The 16,791-nt window shown below is 72.1% G+C and carries 12 protein-coding genes; 1 reads left to right on the top strand and 11 read right to left on the bottom strand.

Annotation, left to right across the window (positions count from 1 at the left end):
* Nucleotides 1-65: 65 nt before the first annotated feature.
* From EV372_RS26570 to EV372_RS26545, 6 genes are all read right to left on the bottom strand, one after another.
* Nucleotides 66-4,403 (bottom strand): ThuA domain-containing protein, encoded by a 4,338-nt coding sequence (locus EV372_RS26570; protein ID WP_130398297.1) that lies wholly within the window; start codon nucleotides 4,401-4,403, stop codon nucleotides 66-68.
* A gap of 835 nt (nucleotides 4,404-5,238) precedes the next feature.
* A complete protein-coding gene (locus EV372_RS26565; protein ID WP_130398296.1) occupies nucleotides 5,239-6,072 on the bottom strand; it encodes an ABC transporter ATP-binding protein in 834 nt (277 codons plus the stop codon).
* Nucleotides 6,069-7,103: a FecCD family ABC transporter permease gene (locus EV372_RS26560; protein WP_130398295.1), complete on the bottom strand. Its 1,035-nt coding sequence runs from the start codon at nucleotides 7,101-7,103 to the stop codon at nucleotides 6,069-6,071. The genes EV372_RS26565 and EV372_RS26560 overlap by 4 nt, the downstream gene beginning before the upstream one ends.
* The gene (locus tag EV372_RS26555) at nucleotides 7,100-8,143 is read right to left on the bottom strand and encodes a FecCD family ABC transporter permease (protein ID WP_130398294.1); all 1,044 of its coding nucleotides are present in this window, start codon (nucleotides 8,141-8,143) and stop codon (nucleotides 7,100-7,102) included. Before EV372_RS26555 ends, EV372_RS26560 begins: the two co-directional genes overlap by 4 nt.
* The gene (locus tag EV372_RS26550) at nucleotides 8,143-9,180 is read right to left on the bottom strand and encodes an iron-siderophore ABC transporter substrate-binding protein (RefSeq protein ID WP_130398293.1); all 1,038 of its coding nucleotides are present in this window, start codon (nucleotides 9,178-9,180) and stop codon (nucleotides 8,143-8,145) included. The genes EV372_RS26555 and EV372_RS26550 overlap by 1 nt, the downstream gene beginning before the upstream one ends.
* A 386-nt stretch (nucleotides 9,181-9,566) precedes the next feature.
* Complete coding sequence (locus EV372_RS26545; protein WP_130398292.1) at nucleotides 9,567-10,388, bottom strand: helix-turn-helix domain-containing protein; 822 nt, start codon at nucleotides 10,386-10,388, stop codon at nucleotides 9,567-9,569.
* Between the two features lie 378 nt (nucleotides 10,389-10,766).
* Between EV372_RS26545 and EV372_RS26540 the strand changes: the two genes are divergently transcribed.
* Entirely contained in the window at nucleotides 10,767-12,308 is a 1,542-nt protein-coding gene (locus EV372_RS26540; protein ID WP_253797452.1) for an MFS transporter, read from the top strand.
* A gap of 157 nt (nucleotides 12,309-12,465) precedes the next feature.
* On the opposite strand, the gene EV372_RS26535 is transcribed toward EV372_RS26540, so the two are convergent.
* The 5 genes from EV372_RS26535 to EV372_RS26515 form a co-directional block, all read right to left on the bottom strand.
* A complete protein-coding gene (locus EV372_RS26535; RefSeq protein WP_197044326.1) occupies nucleotides 12,466-13,017 on the bottom strand; it encodes a GNAT family N-acetyltransferase in 552 nt (183 codons plus the stop codon).
* Nucleotides 13,018-13,044: 27 nt separating this feature from the next.
* Nucleotides 13,045-13,629 (bottom strand): DUF4276 family protein, encoded by a 585-nt coding sequence (locus EV372_RS26530; protein ID WP_130398290.1) that lies wholly within the window; start codon nucleotides 13,627-13,629, stop codon nucleotides 13,045-13,047.
* The gene (locus EV372_RS26525; RefSeq protein WP_130398289.1) at nucleotides 13,629-14,822 is read right to left on the bottom strand and encodes an AAA family ATPase; all 1,194 of its coding nucleotides are present in this window, start codon (nucleotides 14,820-14,822) and stop codon (nucleotides 13,629-13,631) included. The genes EV372_RS26530 and EV372_RS26525 overlap by 1 nt, the downstream gene beginning before the upstream one ends.
* A gap of 342 nt (nucleotides 14,823-15,164) precedes the next feature.
* A complete protein-coding gene (locus EV372_RS26520) occupies nucleotides 15,165-15,494 on the bottom strand; it encodes a DUF3140 domain-containing protein (protein ID WP_130398288.1) in 330 nt (109 codons plus the stop codon).
* A gap of 230 nt (nucleotides 15,495-15,724) precedes the next feature.
* Nucleotides 15,725-16,774, bottom strand: coding sequence for a LacI family DNA-binding transcriptional regulator (locus tag EV372_RS26515; protein ID WP_130398287.1), 1,050 nt, complete (start codon nucleotides 16,772-16,774; stop codon nucleotides 15,725-15,727).
* Nucleotides 16,775-16,791 lie beyond the last annotated feature (17 nt).

The raw sequence follows: 16,791 nt of genomic DNA, 5'->3' as shown, positions 1-16,791 counted from the left end.
GTGGTCACGGGACCCCCGGCGGACGCCGTCCCACCGGGGGCCGGGTGTCCGCCGGAGGCGTCCCGTCACTCGTCGTCGATGAGCGGACGCAGCCTGTCGGCCAGCTCCAGCAGCTCCTCTCCGGCGGCCTCGTCGGCGACCGCCTCGGCCACCTCGACGAACCGGTCCAGGGCGCGTGTGGCCTGCCCGGTACGGCCGACGTTGAGGTGGTGTTCGGCCAGCTCCAGCTGCGGGGTCAGCCGACGCGCCTCGGACACGGTCAGCGCGCCGTCGGCCTCCAGGGCGTCGACGCGCTCCCGGACCTCGGCGAACGTGACCGGTTCGACCGCGTCCAGCTCCTGGACCCGGACGTCGCGGAAGAGCACCCGGTCGGCGTCGCCGTGGTTCTGCAACCCGATGTGGCCCGAGGACAGGTCACGCGCCGGGTCGGTGCTCTCGAACTCGTTCACCAGCTCCCCGTTGATCCACACGCGGATCATCGGGTCGGCCACCTCGATCTCCATCTCGTTCCACTCGCCGACCCGCGCGGGGTGGGAGTCGGCCGCCTGGAAGTCGTAGACGGCGCCGGTCTGGTGGATCGGGTCGCCGTCGGGCGCCCCGTAGCCGTCGATCTGGATCTCGTAGCCCTCGTCGACGGCGACCCAGGGGTCGTCCCCGGGCTCGGGGAAGCCGACGAAGACGCCGGAGTTGTCCGTCTCCTCGGCGGCGAGGAAGTCCAGCTTCAGCCGGTAGGACTCCAGCTCCGTCTCGTGCCAGAGCAGCCCCATGCCGCCCTGGGTCTCCAGGGCGCAGCCCTCGCCGCCGTCGTCGACGACGCCGAAGCCGCCCGGGCCCGCCATGGTCCATCCGTCGAGCGTCCGGCCGTCCCACAGGGGGGTGTAGCCGTCCTCGGCCCCGGCCGGGGCGCACTCCGGCGGCTCGGTGCCGCCCGCCTCGACCGTGATGGTGGCGGTGTCGGAGGCGCCGGTGTTGCCGTCGCCGTCCGTGGCCACGGCGCTGACCTCGTACTCGCCCGCCGCGGCCCCCTGCCAGGCGGCCGTGTACGGGCCCTCGGTCACCGTGGCGACGACCTCGTCGCCGACGAGGAAGTCCACCTTCTCCACACCGGCCTCGGCGTGGTCGGTGACCTCGGCGGAGAGGGGGACGTCCGCGCCCTCCTCGAAGACCGCTCCGTCCTGCGGGCTGGTCAGCTCGGTCTGGGGGCCGTGCTCCCCGTGGCCGTCCAGGACCGCCTCGAAGTAGTTGACGTTGAACAGGCCGTCCTCGACGGCGGGGCCCTCACCGTCGAAGACCAGGTACAGCGTGAAGGTCTCCCCGGGGTCGGTGACGTCCATGGTCACGTCGGTCCACTCCTGCCACCCGCCGGTGGAGGGCACGTCGACGCTGCCGAGCAGTTCGCCGTCGGGGGCGTCCACGCGCGCCTCGATCGTTCCGCCCGCCCCCGCGGAGGCGACCCGGAACTCCATCTGCTCGACCCCGACCAGGTTGGTCGTGTCGTAGGCCGTCCAGTCGCCGTGGCCGATGTGGCTGACGTTGACCAGGCCGCCCTCGGCGTCCGTGGTGGGTTCGGTCCGGACCCCCTCGCTGTCGGTGAAGTACTGGGCCTGCGTCCGGGCGGGCTTGAGGGTGACCCCGTCGCTTCCGGTGAGGCCGGGCGCCCCGTCCCCGCCGGAGTCGGTGTACTCGGCCTCCAGCACCCAGAAGATGTTCATGTCGTGACCGTGGCCGCCGTCGACCTCGGTGACGCTGACGTCCTCGCAGCTGTCGTACTGGGTCCACGGGTGGGCGTGCCGGTCGTGGCCGAGCGAGGCCGTGACCGCGACGTCGCCGCAGTCGACGCCCTCGCCCACGGAGCCGTCCTCGGCGTCCGCCACGTCCACGTTGAAGGGGATCTCGTCACCCCAGTGGAAGAACTGGCCGTCCCGCGGGGTCTGGAAGGAGACCTCGGGCGCGGTGTTGCCCGCGGTGACCGTCGTGGTGGCCGTGCCCGTGCGCCCCTCGCTGTCGGTCACGGTGAGAACGACCGTGTACTGGCCCGCCTCCTCGAAGGTGTGGGTGGGCGAGACCTCGGTCGAGGTCTGGCCATCGCCGAACGACCACGCGTACTCCAGGGGCAGGCCGCCGGGGTGGCTGGAGCCCTCCGCGGAGAACTCCACCTCCAGCGGGGCCGGTCCCGAGGTCGTGGAGGCGCTGATGTGGGCGACCGGGGTGGTCCCGCCGCCGGTGTAGTCGATGCGCGACAGCGCCGAGTCGTCGGCCCCGCCGAAGTAGCCCGACCCGTACTCCAGCACGTACAGGGAGCCGTCCGGGCCGAACTCCATGTCCATGGGGTTGGCCAGGTCGATGTTCGGGACGGTCTCGGTGATGTCCAGGACCTCGCCGTCGTCGCCCAGGTGCACCTGCTTGATCCAGTCGCGGTCCCACTCGTAGAACAGCGGGATGCCGTCGTAGTACTCGGGCCACTTGGTGTCCGACTCCAGTTCGGGGTCGAACTGGTAGGCCGGGCCGCCCATCGGGGCGCCGCCGCCCGTGCCCAGCTGCGGGAACTCCTCCGACTCCTCGTAGCTGTACCAGATGGAGGCGGGGGTGACGGGGGGCAGTTCCTCCAGGCCGGTGTTGCGCGGGGAGTCGTTCACCGGCGCGGCGCAGTCGAACGCCTCTCCGGAGGCCCCGGCCTCGAAGTCGTAGTCGACGAACGCGCTGTTGTCGCCGATGCAGTAGGGCCAGCCGATGTTGGCGGGCTCGGTGATGGCGTGCCAGGAGACCGTGTTCTGCGGTCCCCGGTCGGGGTCGGGCTCGTTGGCGTCGGGACCGTAGTCGCCCAGGTAGACGGTGCCGTCCTCCTTGTCCACCGTGAACCGGAACGGGTTGCGCAGGCCCATGGCGTAGATCTCGGGCCGGGCCTGCTCGCCGCTGTACTCCTCCGGCGGGAAGAGGTTGCCCTCGGGGATCTCGTAGCCGCCGTCGTCGGTGGGCGTGATCCGCAAGAGCTTGCCGCGCAGGTCGTTGGTGTTGGCCGAGCTGCGCTGGGCGTCGAAGGCGGGGTTGCGCGACTCGCGCTCGTCGATGGGCGTGTAGCCGTCCGACCCGAACGCGCTGGTGTCGTCACCCGTGGCCAGGTAGAGGTTGCCCTCGGCGTCGAAGTCGATGTGGCCGCCGACGTGGCAGCACATGCCCCGGTCGGTCCCGACCTCCAGCAGGACCTTCTCGCTGTCCAGGTCCAGGGCGGGGGTCTCCCCGTCCGTGAACTGGAAGCGGGAGAGGTTGTTGTGGCCCTCGTAGGGCTCGAAGTCCTCCGGGGAGCCGTCCGCGGGCGCCTCACCCGCCGGGACGCCCTCGATCACGGGCGAGTAGTACAGGTACACCCACCCGTTCTCCTCGAAGTCCGGGTCCAGGGCGACGCCCTGCAGCCCGTCCTCGTCGTGGTTGTACACCGGGATCTGGGCGATCAGCTCGGTGGTGTGGGTGTCCGGGGACCACAGCCGCACCTCGCCGCCGCGGGTGATGTGCATCACGCGGCCGTCGGGCAGGACCGCCAGGCCCATGGGTTCGCCCACGGCTCCCTCGCCCTGCGCGAGGGTGACCTTCTCGAAGTTGTCCCACTGCGTGGCGCCGCAGTCCCCCTCGGCGGTTCCGGCCGCCCACCGCAGCCCGCCGAGCAGGTGCCGGGTGAACTCCGGTTCGGAGTAGGACTCCACGGTGTGGCCGCCGCCGGTGTACCAGGACCGGCCGCCGTCGTAGGCCTGACACCAGGCGATCGGGTGGTCCCACCCCATCTGGCCCCCGGGATCGACCTGGTCGGCGTAGGAGTCCTCGTCGAGCCCGGCCAGGACGTGCACGTCGCCGCGGGGGGACAGGTCGAAGTCGTACCACTCGTCGCGGCGCTCCCAGCTGGCGGGCAGGTGCTCGGTGGAGGGGTGCACCCTGTCGTTGACCACCACCTGGGCGTCCTGCGTGCCGGGCGGGTGGCTGGCGAAGTAGCCGCCGACGAGGTCGCCGTACCACTCCCAGTCGTAGTGGGTGTCGGAGGCGGAGTGGACGCCGACGAAGCCGCCGCCGCCCTGGATGTAGCGCTCGAAGGCGCCCTGCTCCTCCTCGTTGAGCACGTCGCCGGTGGTGGAGAGCCAGATCACCGCGTCGTAGGCGGCCAGCTCCTCGTCGTTGAACACCGAGGAGTCCTCGGTGTGCGCGGTCTGGAAGCCGTGTTCCTCGCCGAGCGCCTCGATGAGCGCGACGCCGTGGGGGATCGAGTCGTGCCGGAAGCCGGTGGTCTTGGAGAAGATCAGCGTGTTGAACGCGTCCTCGCCGGTCTCGTCGGCGTACGCGACCGGTGCGGTCAGCGTGAGCGCCATGGCGACACCCGACGCCAGGGCGCCGAGTGTCAGCAGGGGTCTCTTCTTCATACGGAACCTCACCTGGGGGGTGGGAGCGAATCGATGAGTCCGTGCGGCGTGCCGGCGCCGACGGCAGGGGCGGCCCGGTGGTCGTGCGGCCCGGTGGGGGCCGGGCGGCTGCGACCGGTGGGCTGACGGGGAGTTCCTGCTATCAGGTGCGGGAAGCGGGGGTGCCGCCTCATCGGTCTCAGCCCATACCGGCTCCTTTCCTCGCTGGCCCTGCCGGAGGCGGACGACGCGGTGGCCGGGGATCGGGGCCGTCCGGCCCGTCAGCGCCCCGTCCACGTCTCGGAGGGGGAGGCCCGGCGGGTCGCCGCCGCCGGACTTCACTTGGTGCGGGCGGAGCAGCTCTTCGTAACCGGGAAAGGCCATGCCGACGGTCCGAAGACGCCACATCGCCCAACTCCTGTGACCTGCCTCACCTGCTGCATCGAACCGTACGTCGGGCTTATGTCGATCGTCAAGCAGAAGTTGTCGGTGCAGGTCGCAATAGATGGAGTCCGGTCATCCAATAGACCCGGGCCCGCGGGCGGCTCCGGCGGGTGCTTCTCCCGAGGTCGGGGGCACGCTCGGCGGCACGCCTTGGCCGCCGCTGTTCACCCGGTGTACGGGGGACGTTCCGCCAGGGGACACCGGTGGAGTCCGGCCCCGGCGCCCGCCGGTACGTCCTCGCGCTCACCCGGCGCGGTCGGCGTCCGGGAGGGGCCCGGGCCGGGAGGGACAGGACCCGGGGGCGCACACAGCCGCGCCCCCGCCCGGGGGCGAGGGCGCGGCGGATCCGCGTGGGGACTGATGGGGAGCGGGGCGCGAGGCGCGCGGCACCGGCCTCAGGGCGGCGGAGGGGTCACTCCGCCAGCTGCTCCTCCCCGAGTTCCGCCCCGGTGCTGTGGTACCGGCCCAGGGGCAGCATGAGGGGCCTGCCCGACGTGGGGTCGGTGATCACCTCGCTGCGCAGGCCGAACACGGCGTGCACCGTCTCGGGGGTGAGCACCTCCTCGGGTGTGCCCGCGGCGTGCAGCCGCCCGTCCGCGAGCGCGATGAGGTGGTCGGCGTAGCGCGCGGCCAGGTTGAGGTCGTGCAGGACCAGCACGATCGTCGTCCCCAGCGAGCGGTTGAGGTCGGTGAGCAGGTCCAGCACCTCGACCTGGTGGCTGACGTCCAGGAACGTGGTGGGCTCGTCCAGCAGCAGCAGGTCCGTGCGCTGGGCCAGGGCCATCGCGATCCACACGCGCTGGCGCTGCCCGCCGGAGAGCTCGTCCACGGGCCTGTCGGCCAGGTCCACCGTCCGCGTCGCCTCCAGCGCCTCGGCCACGGCCTCGTCGTCCTCCCGGCTCCACCGCGAGAGCATCCTCTGGTGGGGGTGGCGGCCCCGGCCGACGAGGTCGCTCACCGTGATGCCCTCCGGGGCGATCGGCGACTGCGGCAGCAGACCGAGCGTGCGCGCCAGCTCCTTGGACGGCAGGCGGTGCACCTCCTTGCCGTCCAGGAGCACGTGCCCGGCCCGGGGCGCGAGCAGCCGCGACATCGAGCGCAGCAGGGTGGACTTGCCGCACGCGTTGGCGCCCACGATCGCGGTGATCCTCCCGGGCGGGATGGTCAGGTCCAGCGACTCGATGACGGCGCGGTCCTTGTAGCCGAGCGTCAGGTCCTCGACGAGCAGCGAATGGGCCGTGGTCACAGCGAGCCTCCCACGCGGTTGGTGCGGACGATCAGGTAGACGAGGTAGGGGGCGCCGAGCACTCCGGTGACGACCCCGACCGGGTAGCGCGTCCCGAAGGCGTACTGCGCGCACAGGTCCGCGACCAGGATCAGCAGCGCCCCGACCAGCGCCGAGGGCACCAGCAGCGAGCCGTTCGGCCCCACCAGGCGCGCCGCGATCGGTCCCGACAGGAAGGACACGAAGGCCACCGGCCCCGCCGCCGCGGTCGCGAAGGCGATGAGCCCCACCGCCCCGACGATCGCGACGAGCCGGGTCAGGTCCACGCGCACGCCCAGGGCCGAGGCGGTGTCGTCGCCCAGCTGGAGCGCGGACAGGTTGCCCGACTGGGACAGGAGCACGGGGGAGAGCACGGCCAGCGCGACCAGCACCGGGACGGTCTGGTCCCAGCTGGCGCCGTTGAGGCTGCCGGTCAGCCACCGCATCGCCTCCTGCAGGTCCCACTGGGCGGCCTGGTCCAGGACGTAGTCGGTGACGCTGGTGAGCATGGCCGCGATGCCGATGCCGACCAGGATCAGGCGCGTCCCGGCGACCCCGTCCTTGAAGGACAGCGCGTACACGGCCAGCGCCACGAGCAGGCCCGCGACGATCGCGAAGGCCGACACCCCGGCCTCGCCGAGCGAGAGCACCACGATCGCGAACACGGCCGCCGCGCTGGCCCCCGCGCTGATGCCGATGATGTCCGGGCTGGCCAGGGGGTTGCGCAGCATGGTCTGGAACGTCACGCCCGCGAGCCCGAAGCACAGCCCCGCCGCCACCGCGAGCACGGCCCGCGGCAGCCGGAGCCGCCCCACGGTGAACGAGGCGCCCGGCACGTCCTGGCCCAGGACCACCCGCACGACGTCGCCGGGCGGGTAGAAGGTCTGCCCGACCATCAGGCTCAGGGCGAACACGAGGACGATCGCCACGGCCAGGGCGGCGATCACGGCGCGCCGCCGGTACGCGCGGCGCGTCCGGCCGCGGGCGACGGTCTCGACGGTGGAGGCGCTCACAGGGCACGCACCTTCTGACGGCGGACGATGTAGATGAAGAAGGGGGCGCCGATCAGCGCGGTCACGATCCCCACGTCGATCTCCGCGGGGCGCGCCACGATGCGGCCGACCACGTCCGCCGCGGTCAGCAGGGCGGCGCCGGTGAGCGCCGAGAACGGGATCAGCCACCGGTGGTCCACGCCCACGAGCAGGCGGCACACGTGCGGGACCACGAGGCCGACGAAGCTGATCGGCCCGGTCACGGCGGTGCTCGCGCCGCACAGCACGACCGCGCCGACGAAGGCCGCGCTCCGCGCGAGCGCGACGCGCTCGCCCAGGCCCGCGGCCAGTTCGTCGCCCAGGGCGAGCAGGTTGAGCGCGCGCGCCGACAGCAGGCACACGACGAACCCGGCCAGGAGGAAGGGCAGCACCTGCGAGACGCTGTCGAAGGTCCCTCCCCCCACGCCGCCGATCTGCCAGGACCGGGCCCCGTCGGCGATGTCGGCGCGCGGGAGCACGACCGCCCTGATGAAGGAGGCCAGGGCCGCGGTGGTCGCCGCCCCGGCCAGGGCGAGCTTGAGCGGTGTGGCCCCGCCCCGCCCCAGGGATCCGATCGTGTAGACGAACACCGTGGTCAGCCCCGCGCCGACGATCGCCACCCACACGAAGCTGGTCGCGGAGGCCAGGCCGAAGTAGGCGATGCCCGCGACGACGGCGAGCGAGGCGCCCATGGTCACGCCCAGGATGCCCGGGTCGGCCAGCGGGTTGCGGGTCACGCCCTGCATGACCGCCCCCGCCACGCCCAGGGCCGCTCCGGCGAGCACGGCCAGCAGCGTGCGGGGGATGCGCTTGGCCACCGCCGCCTGGTCGAAGTTCTCGGCCGCCCCGCCGAAGGCCGCCACGACGGCCGTCCAGGGCACGTCGCGCGAGCCGACGACCACCGAGGCGAACATGAGCGCGGCCAGTGCGCCCAGCACCACCAGCAGCCACAGGGTCTTGCCGCGCCTCGGGCGCCGCACGACGGCGGCGCCCGAGACGGCGGTCGAGGTGTCCGTCGCCACTACTGAGCCTCGTCAGCGGCCTCGGCGAGGAGCGACAGGTAGTCGTCCAGGACCCACGAGATCGACAGCGGGGTCGGGTTCGCGGCCGTGCCCAGCGGGTCGTCACCGGGGAGGTTGACGACGGAGCCGTTCTCCACGGCGGGCATCTGCGACAGCAGCGGGTCGCCCTCCAGGGTCCGCACCAGCTCCTCGCCGCCGTAGGTGACGATGATGTCGACGTCGTTGAACGCGTCCGCCTGCTCGGCGCTCCGGCTCAGGGAGAACTGGTCGGTCTCGGCCGAGGCGGTCGCGATGCTCTCCGGCGTCTCCAGGCCCAGGTCCTCGAAGAACATGGCGCGCGTGTCGTGCGTGGTGTAGAAGCTGACCTCGCTCAGGTCCGTGGTGTCCACGTGGGTCAGGAACATCGCGGACCGGCCCTCGAACTGCGGGTACTCCGCGGCCGAGTCCTCGATCTCCTGCTCCAGGCCGGCGATGAGCTCCTCGCCCTCGGCCGCCATGCCCAGGGCCTGGCTGTTGAGCTCGATCATCTCCCGCCACGGGGTGCCCCAGGCGGTCTCGGGGTAGGCGACGACGGGGGCGATCTCGCTGAGCGTGTCGTAGTCCTCCTGGGTCAGCCCGGAGTAGGCGGCCAGGATCACGTCCGGCGCGGTGTCGGCGACGGCCTCGAAGTCGATGCCGTCCGTCTCGTCGAACAGGACCGGGGTCTGCGCACCCAGTTCGGCGAGCTTCTCCTCGACCCAGGGCAGCACCCCGTTGCCGTCGTCGTCGCCGAAGTCGGCGGAGGCCATGCCGACCGGGACGATCCCCAGGGCCAGCGGGACCTCGTGGTTGGCCCAGTTCACCGTCGCGACCCGCTCGGGCTCGGACTCGATGGTCGTCGTGCCGAGCGCGTGCTCGATGGTGACGGGGGTCCAGTCCCCGGAACCGCCGTCCTCCCCGCCGGAGGAGTCGGGGGAGCTGTCGGAGGAGCAGGCGGCGAGCGCGACCGTGAGCAGCGCGGCGCCGGAGAGCGCGGCCAGCCTTGAAACGCGGGGCATGGTTTCCTTCCCATTGTGGCCGTGGGGCCTCAGCCATGGCGGTGCCATGGTCCGGCTCCCGCACCGCCCCGGCGCGCGCACGGGGGTGTGCGTCCGGGAGGGGACCGGTCGGGGGCGGGTCGCGTGGGGACAGGGTCCCGGGGGTGCGCGACGCCGACCCGACCGCGGCGATGCCGAGAGATTAGGTTTGCCTAACCGAATTTAGGGTGTCCTTGGTGGGTTCGCAATCGCGTAGATGCGACATCTTTTATAGCGAAACGGACAATCGGAGTGTGGCGGGGGGAGCCTGGAGGGTTTGTTGGGGCCTGTGTTACCGATTCCGCCGCGGGAGCGGAAACGCCGCTACCGGCGGGCCTCGCGGAGCTGGAACGGTGTCCCCGCGGGCCTCACAGGGCGCGGAAGCGGCCCGGACTCAGCCCCGTGACCCGCCGGAAGGCCGCGCCGAACGCGCTCGCCGAGTGGTAGCCCACACACACCGCCACCTCGTCGATCTCGTCCCCCCGCGCGAGCATCGTCACCGCGTGCTGCACGCGCGCGGTGGTCAGCCACTGGCTGAACCCCAGGCCCGTCTCGGCGCGGAACGCCCGGGTGACGGTGCGGGTGCTCACGCCCAGCCGCGCCGCCCACACGGCCAGGGTGGTGGTGTCGGCGGGGTCCTCGCGCACGGCGGCGACGATGGGGGCCAGCAGCGGTGACTCGGGGATGTGCAGGATCAGCTCGTGCCGGGCCGGGGCGAGGATGTCCAGCACCATCGCCTCAGTCCGCGAACGCTCGTCCGCGGTGAGGCCCTCGGCGTCGAGCCGGTCGAGCAGGAGCCGCAGGAGCGGGGTGATCTCCATGGCCACGGGTCCGACGGAGATCGAGGGCACCGCGTGGACGCCGAACTGCGCGGCGCGGTGCCAGGTCCCCGCGGGGGTCCACCCGGAGTGGCGCGTCCCGGCCGGGAGCCACAGGCCGACCGTGGGGGTGATCGTCCAGACCCGCGTGCCGACGGTGGCGGAGGAGGCGCCCCGCTGGTTCCAGAGCAGTTCGTGCGTGGGGTGCGAGTGCTCCTCCCAGAACGTGTCCCGGGGGATGATCTCGGCGCTGCCCATGACGACGAAGGGCACCTCGATCTCACCGGCGGTGTAGGAGGGGAGCCTGCGGCTGTCGATCGCCTCGCGCTGCGGGGGCCCGGCGGGACGCGGCCGGGTGTCTCGTGTGACCACGTCGTCCAGGTTAGGCGCCGGCGGGCGCGGAGGAATCCGCACCGCTGGATCCGCACCGCTGGATCCGCACCACTGAATCCGCACCGCTGGATCCGCACCGCTGGAGTCCGCCCCGAGTTCTCCGATCCGGCACCGGTGCGGCCGTTCTCGCATTCCGGTCCCTCCCGGCGCGCACGGGAAAAGGCGCTCGGATTTCGCGTGTGCGCGGGCGGGTGGGCGGGCGTTCTGAGCTCGGCGTTCTCCTGTCGGCGGGGCCGCGCCCGGGGATGCGGGAGGTGCACTGAGGACCGCGTTTGCGCTTTCCTGCTTCGCTCGGTCCTTGACCTCAATAAAAGTTGAGGTTCAAGAATGGGGGCCACCATTCACGACACGAAGGAGATGCGCGTGCGTACGACGCGTAGTCGGCGGCCGAGGCCGGACCAGGGGACGAGGCCGCGTCCGGGCATACTGCTCGCCAGCGTCATGCTGGGCGTCCTGGTCGTGGCCATGTCGATCTCGGGGACGGCGGTGGCCGTTCCCGAGATCGGGGTGGACCTGGAGGCCTCCGGTGCCCCGCTGCACTGGGTGGTGGCCGGGTACAACCTCACCTTCGCCGCGTTCACCCTGGTCTGCGGTTCCCTGGCCGACCTGTTCGGGCGGCGGTTGCTGTTCGCCGTCGGCGCGGCCGTCTTCCTCGCGGGCAACCTGGCCAGCGCCCTGGCCGGTGACATCCTCCTGCTGGACGCGGCCCGCCTGCTCACCGGTGTCGGCGGCGCGGCGGTCATGGCCAGCGGCGGCGCCCTGCTGGCCACCGCCTTCGACGGCGCCGCGCGCACCCGGGCCTTCGCCGCCATGGGCACCATGGCGGGGGTGGGCATCGCGATCGGCCCGACCCTGTCGGGTCTGCTGGTCGGCGCCGTGGGCTGGCGCACGGCGTTCCTGGTCTACGCGGCGGTCGGCCTGGTCATCCTGGCCGGATCGGCGTTCGTCGCCGAGTCGCGGGCCTCCGAACGCCCGCGTGTGGACTGGTTCGGCGCGGTGGCCTTCGTGGTCAGCCTGACGCTGGTGATGTACGCGGTCATCGAGGCGCCCGAGGCGGGCTGGGGGTCCCCGGCCGTGGTGGGCGCGTTGGCGGCCGGTGCGGCGCTCCTCGCGCTCTTCCTCGTCATCGAGAGCAGGGTGGCCCGGCCGGTGCTCGACCTGAGCCTGGTCCGCGACGGACGGTTCATGGCCTGGTGCCTGGCGACGCTGACCACCTCGATCGGCTTCCTGGGGGTGTTGGTCTTCCTGCCGACCTACCTCCAGGGGGTGCAGGGAGCCTCCGCCCAGACCGCCGGTCTGATGATGCTCATGCTCACGGCGCCGGTACTGGCGGCCCCGTCCCTGGGCGGGTGGCTGGTCGCCAGGGGTGTGTCGGCCCGCGGGACGATCGTCGTCGCGCTGCTGTTCGTGGCCGGGGGCAACGCGCTGCTCACCGTGCTCCACCCGCAGATCAGCGCCCTGGGACTGGCCCCGCCCCTGGTGCTGATCGGCACCGGCATGGGCCTGTCGTTCGGCATCACCGACGGCCAGGCGATGGGCGTCATCGAACCCCAGAAGGTCGGCATGGCGGCGGGTTTCCTCAACACGCTCCGCGGTGGCGCCGAAGCCCTGGTCATCGCGGTCTTCGGGGCGGCGCTGACCAGCATCGTCGCCGCCCGCACGGGATCGTCCGAAGCCGCCGCGCAGGTGACCGCCGGGGACGTGGGAGGCTCGGGAGCCCTCGCCGGTCACCTCACGGCGGCCTGGGACATCACGTCCTGGGGCGTCGCGGCCCTGTCGCTGGCCGCCACGGCCGGGGTGTTCGTGCTCCTGTCCCGGCGCCGGGGCGCGGTGGGAGGGGTTCCCCGGCAGGACGGGACGGAGGCGGACTCCGCGGGGCCGGAGCCCGTCGGACGCTAGCCCGTCGAGCACCGGCCGTTGCGCGGTGCGCCGAGGCGGCCCGGAGGAGCACGGCCGGGCCGCCGGACCGCTGACCGGGTGCCTGGCCCGCCCGCGTCAACCCGCGCGCCGGAGGGCCGGTCCTGGCTTCGGGAACTGACACTGTCCGGCAGGGATGTCAGCTTCCCGCGTCGCGGGCGATGCGGTACAGCACGTTCGGGCGCAGCGGACCCTCGGGCGCGGCGGGGTCGTCGAAGTCGTCGGCCGGGTTCCGCGTCATGCCGATCCGGCACATCACCGCCCGCGAACGCGGGTTGGCGGCCGTGGTCACCGCGAGGACCTCGCGAAACGCGAGGACGTCGAAGGCGTGGGTCAGGACCGCTCGCGCGGCCTCGGTGGCGTAGCCGTGCCCCCAGGCCGTGCGGGCGAGCCGCCAGCCGATCTCCACCCCGGTGAACGGCATGTCCTCGTCCACCTCGTCCAGACCCGCGAAGCCGACGAACTCACCCGTGGCCCGCACCTCCACCGCCCACCACCCGTAGCCGCGCCGGTCGAACGCGGCCTCGAAGCGTGCGACGGAGGCGTCGCTCTGCTCGCGGGTGAGCGGGGCGCCCAGGTGCTCGCGGACCTCGGGGTCGGCGTTCATCGCGGCCCAGGGGGCGAGGTCGGAGTCCCGCCACCGGCGGAGGACGAGGCGGTCGGTGCGCAGTTCGGTCACGCGTTCAGCCAACAGGGCTTCGGCCCCCGGGGCGATTCCTTATCCGACGAGGAGCTGGACGGCGTGGACCAGACGCCGGAAGGAGCGGCTCCGCTCTTCCACGGCCCGCATGTCCATGGTCGCGGTGAACTTCACCTGGTGGAGCGTCTCCCGGTAGGGCTCGGTCATGAGGGCGCTCAACTGGGTCTTGGCGTCGCGCTTGGCCTCGAGGTCCTCCGGTGCCACGGCGTCATCGCCCATCGCGGAGTGCCCGCGCAGGGACTCAGCGGCGGCCAGGAACCACGCCTCGTACTCGGGGCAAGCGATCACCACCTCGACCGGGCATCGGGCGAGTGCGGGATCGGGAGCGATCGAGCGCGCTAGTTCGACGGGACAGGTGATGTCCTTGTCGTCACCGTCCCTGAGCACGAGGACGCCGCCCCGGTCGGGAACGCGCCTGGACTGGAGCAACACCGCCCTGGTCAGCTCATCTGATTTGCGCATTTTCGCCGAGTCCAGGCGGAAGGGCTGCGCGACGTCGATCCACGTGTCCGCGTACTCGGTCGCGACCCGGGTGAGCAGGTCCCGTACCGCCCTGTGCTCGCCGTGCCCCTCCACGATCGGGGCGATGGTGATGGGGGACATCACTCCCCTTCCCAGGACAGGCGTTCTTGGACGGGCGCGGGAAGGAGTTGATCGGTTCTGAGCAGTTCGCCGGGGGTGTACAGGTGTTCTCGCATCGCGTGGGTACCGGCCTCGTCGAGGGGACCTATGTTGGTCTCCCCGGACGCGGAGCGGACCGCGTACAGCTCGGAGGGTTCGAAGTCATCCCGGTCCAGCAGGTCGGGGCTGTGGCTGGTGACGATCACCTGGCGCCGGGTGCTCGCGTCCCGGAGCGCGTCCAGCAACACCCCGGCCGCGGCCGGGTGCAGGGCGCTCTCCGGTTCCTCGATGCCGACCGTGCTGAGGGTGTCCCCGGTGTCGGAGAACAGGCAGACGAGGACGCCCAGGGCGCGCAGGGTGCCGTCCGAGACCGACTGGGCCGGAAACCGCCACGGGTTCTCGGCCCCCGGTACGTCCTGGGTGAACTCCAGCGTTTCCCAGTTGCCGAGGTCCGCTCGCGAGACCCCGTGCATACCGGGAACGATCATCCGCAGGTAGTCCTCGACGCGTTCCTTGTCGCTCGCGCCCTGGGAACTGCGTTGCAGACGGTGCAGCACACTGGCGACGTTGGAGCCGTCCCGGCGCAGGAACTCACCGGAGTCGGGGGTCTGCGGCTCGCGCATGGCGTCCGGGTTCAGGCTGAAGACGCTGATGCCGGAGAGGCCCGCGTACACCCGCTCGAAGACGTCGATCCCGGCGGCCGAGACCAGGTAGAGGCGCTGGTCGTTGACCGGGGGCATGACGGGCTCGGAGGCCTTCTCCAGTTCGCCGTTCCTGACCTTGAAGAAGCCCGTCCAGGATTCCGCTTCCCCGGTGGAGTACACGTGGCACTCCTCCCGGGAGATCTTGAACGCGCCTCCTCTGACCGCGGCCACCTCGAAGGCGTACGTGCCCGAGTAGGCAGGGCCTCGGAATTCCAGGTCGATCGCGAAGTGGGTCGGGTGCCCGGTCGAGCGCCGCCGTACCTCTGCCACGCCGCCTCGGCTGCGCAGCGCCTGGTCGAGCGAGGTCTGGAGGGCTTCGGAGACCAGCCTGAGAGCATCGAGGAAGTTGCTCTTGCCGGAGCCGTTGGGGCCCACGAGGAAGAGCAGTTGGCCGAGCCTGACATCGGCTTTGGCGATGCTTCTGTAGTGCTTCAGGTGCACCCGGGTGAGCGAGAACTGGTTGGCCTGCATGGGGTTCAGTCTTTCAGCATCCTGGCGGTAGGCCGTCAGTCTGACAGCCGTGTGAGCATGATCGGGATGTGTCCGGTGGCCCATGCCTCAGCGGGTTCGTGGGGCGGGCGGCTGGGGAGCGGGCAGTGCGGGGTGTCGTCGGAGGCCGGACGCGGGCGCGGAATGCGGGGTACGCGTGTGGTGACGCGCGGAAGGCCGGGAGTGGGCCTCCCTCCTCTCCCCGCTGGTGTCGTCCCCCCGCTAGCTACGGCGTTCCCGGCGCTCTCCCCGAGACAGCGAAAGACCCCCGCTCTGACTCCTGGAACGGGGGTCTCGCATCTGTGGACCGACCAGCGCAGCGCGTCAGCCCTTGAGCGGGTCGTGCCCCCAGTTCATCAGCGAGTAGCGCCACGGGGTCTCGCTCGGGTCCCCGGACGGCTTCTGCGCCAGGTGGCGGTGCACGTAACCGGTGACCTTGCGCATGTGCTCGTAGTCCTGCTCCTCGAGGTCACCGTCGGACGAGCGCAGGATGTCCACGATCCGCCGCCCCGAGCGGTGGCCCTTGGACTCCCCGTCGCCCTCGCCCACGGACTTCGACTCGTCGGTCTCCAGCCACCGCTCCAGCTCCTTGGGCGTCATGTTGACCGCATCACCGAACTCCTGCCGGACCTGCCGCTGCTGCTTCTCGTCCATGTCCCCGGCTCCCGTTCCCCCGTCAGCCTTCGCGCGGCCCGCGTCGGCGAAGCCGCCTCGGGCCGGTGCGGCCCCGGCGGCGGTCCCGTGCGCCCGTGCCTGCGTCCGCGTCCTCGCCCATGTGGGCCGACTACCCCTCCCGCCGGTCCGGTACAACCCTGAGCAGGGCTTTTGCACGGGCTTTCCCAGGGGCGGAGACGCGGGGGAGCAGGGAGACACGGGAACCCGGGTCAGGCCCGGTACACCGCCGTCGAACCCCGCACCACCAGCTCCGGCGTGAAGAGCACCCGCTCGTGGACGTGCTCGCCGTGGTTCAGCTCCGACTCCAGCAGGCGCATCGCCGCCCGGCCCAGTTCGTACTTGGGCTGGGCCACCGTGGTCAGCCCCGGGTGCACCAGGTCGGCGAAGTCCACGTTGTCGTACCCCACCACCGACATGTCCTCGGGCACCCGCAGGCCCCGCTGTCCCAGGCCCTTCATCACGCCGAGCGCCAGCTGGTCGTTGGCGCAGAACACCGCCCGCGGCCGCTGCCGCGGCCCCCCGCCCAGGATCGCGTCCACCGCCCGCTCGCCCTGCTCGGGGTTGAGCAGCGGCTGCTCGACCACCCGCACGCAGGAGTCCGGGTCCAGCCCGGCCTCGGTGAAGGCGTCGCGCAGCCCCTCGTGCCTGCGCCTGACCTGTTCGATGGCGAACGGCCCCGTCAGGAAGGTCACCGTCTCGTGCCCCAGACCGATGAGGTGCCTCCCGGCCGCCATCCCGCCCGCGTGGTTGTCCACGCTGACGCTGCACCCCACGTCCTCGGCGACGTCGCCCCGGTCCAGGGCCACCCAGAAGGTCCCCTGGCGGCTCAGCCACAGCAGGTCCGACAGGTCGTCGTCCACCGGCATCACCACGGCCCCGGCCGCGCGCTGCTCGGCCAGCAGGCGCACGTTGCGCTGCTGGCGCTCGCGCTTCTCGGCGGAGTTGAGCAGCACCACGGCGAGCCCGGACCCGGCCGCCTCGTCCTCCACGCCCCGGGCGACCTCGGTGAAGAACGGGTTGGTCACGTCCAGCACGAGCAGCCCCACGGACTCGCTGCGGCCCGAACGCAGGCTGCTTCCGGAGGAGTTGCGCACGTAGTCGAGCTCGGTGATGGCCGCCTCGACCCGCAGGCGGGTGGCCTCGGCGACGCGTTCGGGGCGGTTGAGCACGTTGGACACGGTTCCGGGCGAGACCCCGGCGCGCCGGGCGACCTCGGTGATACCCACGCCGCGGCGTGCGTTGGGGGACCTGGTGGACAAGGGGCTTCTCCCGTGCG

It is taken from the genome of Nocardiopsis sp. CNZ308 (genome assembly GCF_004217075.1).
This window is presented reverse-complemented; position numbering and strand designations above follow the sequence as displayed.